Genomic DNA, 2,286 nt, shown 5'->3' on the forward strand with positions numbered 1-2,286 from the left:
ATTTTGGTAAGCGCATATTGTAGCCTTTCATCTGCTGTAGCTGGCGATGATTGATGGTTAGGAAATTTGTTTACTAAGTATTGTCCTTGCTGAATATTAATTACCGGCAATTGATTTGTTTTAGTAAAATATTCATATGCGGGTTGCAGTTGTCGCCAGAAGGTATAGTAACGTGAATTACGATGGCGATTCATATTGGTAGAAGTCATTTTAAATGGATATATATTGACCTGTATTTCATCTTGACCATTTTGTAATGCATTTTCGACATAACGATAAATTTCATTTATATAGCGATCAGTCATCGCGTAGCAGCCAATTGATTTACAGCCACCATGTACCATCAAATAAGCGCCAGTATAGCCATGAGCTTGGTCGTATTTATTGGGAAACCTAAATTAAAAGCGCGATAATATTTGCTATCAGGTTTTAATTGTGCGCGTGTAATGCGATAAAACCCTTCAGGACTCTTTAAGTCACCTTGTCTTTTCTTAGGTCCTAATCCACCAGAGAAATTACAGATTGGATAGCTTTTAAACAGTGAAAATAAGCCTTTTTCATTTTTAGTATAGAGTTCAAGCAGTCTTTCTTCTTTGAAAATTTGAATAAATATTGAATTATTTAAATATTTTTTGCCGTTATTACTGCTATCTAATGGATAATATAACTTTGTCGCTGAGTAGCTATTATTGATAAAAAATGACAGGGAAAAGATCCCTATGCTAATAAAAAAAGAGAGTTTCATAAGCTTCCATACATAAAGTGATATATTGTACAAAAAAATACACAAATATTAATCATACATTTGTATTGTAGTTTTTTATATTAAAAAATTAATAATTTTGTCTCCTGTCATTTTTGGCTTATTTTGCCAAAAATTCTGACATTCTTCGGAAAAATGATTTAAATGATCGCTTTTTGCGAAGTGTTCTCAATATATTAAAAAATTTATTCTTATTTGCTTGAACTAAATCACTTGCTCTATAGCTAGGCGACTTAATTTTGATTACAAGGTGTGTTATGAGTTATACAATTGATTTTCGACGTAAAGTAATATCTGTAAGGAAAGCCGAAGGTTTAACAATTCGAGAAACTGCGAAACAATTCCGTATTGGAAAAGCGTCTTTAGTACGTTGGCTTAAACGACCAGAGCCAAAAAATTCAACGCCACGTAAGAGGAAGCTCGATAAAAATGCTTTAGCAAAAGATGTGGAACAGTATCCAGATGCTTACCAAAAGGAACGGGCAGAGCGATTCGGTGTTTGTAAAAAGACTATTTGGCAATCCCTTAAAAAGCTGGGATTAACCTATAAAAAAAACTCTATTCCATCCAAAAACCAACGAAAGCGACAGGCTGGCACATCAGCAAAAAAGACAACAGTATGAAAAAAAAGATAAATCTGTTGTTTTTATTGATGAAAGTGGTTTTTCACATGACACTCCACGAACTCACGGCTATTCCCCAAAAGGTCACCGTTGTTTTGGCCTGAAAAACTGGGGTGCTAAGGGAAGAACAAATGTTATTGGCGCTTTATTGGGAACAACCCTTTTTGCTATCGGATTATTTGATTGCAATATTAATCGTGATGTTTTTTATGTTTGGATCACAAAAATATTGCTCCCAGAACTTCCTGAAAATTCTGTTATTTTTATGGACAACGCTAGCTTTCACAAAGGTAAGAATATTGAACAGGCAATTATAAACGCAGGACACCAGATAGAATATTTGCCTGTGTATTCACCAGATTTAAATCCTATAGAACATAAATGGTCTCAAGCTAAACGTAAAAAGATGGAAACAGGATGCACTATCGATGACCTGTTTTTAATACATATGCTGTAATCAAAATTAAGTCGCCTAGCTATAACTTACGGATCCGCCGGCATAAAGTCTTCGATGGGATAGCTGAACGAGGAAAAACCTCAACAGGTTGGTTCTTTGGTTTCAAACTTCATGTAATTATCAATCATTTGGGGGAAATACTCAGTTTTCGATTTACACCAGGAAACACAGATGATCGGAAACCATTACCTGAGCTGATAAAAGATCTTTCTGGTTGTTTGTATGCGGATAAAGGGTGTTTATCGGCTTCACTGAAACAGCAACTAAAAACAATGGGAATTAACCTTATAACGAATATCAAGCACGAGTTTCGCACCAATAAAAAAACGCTCTATTTTTAAGTTTAATTCAGCATAATATATAAATAGACAAAATCTTATAAATTAAAATCAACTTAGTTGTAAATTAAACAAATTTATACGTTTTAGCAACTTGCAAATTAA

2 protein-coding genes and 2 pseudogenes are annotated in these 2,286 nt (G+C 33.8%); 3 read left to right on the forward strand and 1 reads right to left on the reverse strand.

What is annotated here, in order from left to right; all coding sequences use genetic code 11:
* Positions 1 to 745: pseudogene (locus AYJ55_RS34300) on the reverse strand (L,D-transpeptidase family protein); the annotation flags it as partial.
* 275 nt (positions 746 to 1,020) lie between these two features.
* On the opposite strand from AYJ55_RS34300, the gene AYJ55_RS24270 reads away from it, so the two are divergent.
* The 3 genes and pseudogenes from AYJ55_RS24270 to AYJ55_RS30300 all read left to right on the forward strand — a co-directional run.
* Positions 1,021 to 1,386: an IS630 transposase-related protein gene (locus AYJ55_RS24270; protein ID WP_063653415.1), complete on the forward strand. Its 366-nt coding sequence runs from the start codon at positions 1,021 to 1,023 to the stop codon at positions 1,384 to 1,386.
* Positions 1,355 to 1,843, forward strand: a complete 489-nt coding sequence (locus tag AYJ55_RS24275; protein ID WP_063653499.1) for an IS630 family transposase — start codon at positions 1,355 to 1,357, stop codon at positions 1,841 to 1,843. Before AYJ55_RS24270 ends, AYJ55_RS24275 begins: the two co-directional genes overlap by 32 nt.
* A gap of 20 nt (positions 1,844 to 1,863) precedes the next feature.
* Positions 1,864 to 2,157, forward strand: a pseudogene (locus AYJ55_RS30300) (transposase); the annotation flags it as partial.
* Between the last annotated feature and the right edge of the window lie 129 nt (positions 2,158 to 2,286).

Source organism: Candidatus Arsenophonus triatominarum, assembly GCF_001640365.1.
Taxonomy (GTDB): Bacteria; Pseudomonadota; Gammaproteobacteria; order Enterobacterales; family Enterobacteriaceae; genus Arsenophonus; species Arsenophonus triatominarum.